The 402-nt window shown below is 49.3% G+C and carries 1 pseudogene; it reads left to right on the top strand.

Annotated elements, in window-relative coordinates:
* Nucleotides 1-402, top strand: a pseudogene (locus tag HBA93_RS18990) (NAD(P)/FAD-dependent oxidoreductase); the annotation flags it as partial.

The raw sequence follows: 402 nt of genomic DNA on the forward strand, positions 1-402 counted from the left end.
TTCAGATGGCAGAGAAGCTGCGTAACTTCGAAAAGGGCCGTATTTTCATTACGGTGAATTTCCCGAAAACCCCGAATGTCCCGCATCAATGCGGTATCGCACCGGTAGAAACCACGCTGATGCTGGATGAATATTTGCGGCGTAAAGGTGTGCGGGATCAAGTCGAGATCGTCTATACCTATCCGACGGTTTCTCAGCTCTTGCGAAACTGTCTCTTCCTCCAGCAGGAAGTATGTGAAGTAATGCCTGCGATTTTCGAGAGCAAAGGCATTAAATTCCAGCGTGGCTTTACACTGGCTTCAGTTGATCCGGAGCGTAAAACGGCGGTTTCTGAAGAGGGTAAAGAGGAGAACTTCGATCTCCTGATGTGTACACCGCCTATCAGAGCTGTGGATGCAGTTC

Origin of the sequence: Ochrobactrum sp. SFR4 (genome assembly GCF_019730395.1) — a bacterium.
Classification (GTDB): domain Bacteria; phylum Pseudomonadota; class Alphaproteobacteria; order Rhizobiales; family Rhizobiaceae; genus Pseudochrobactrum.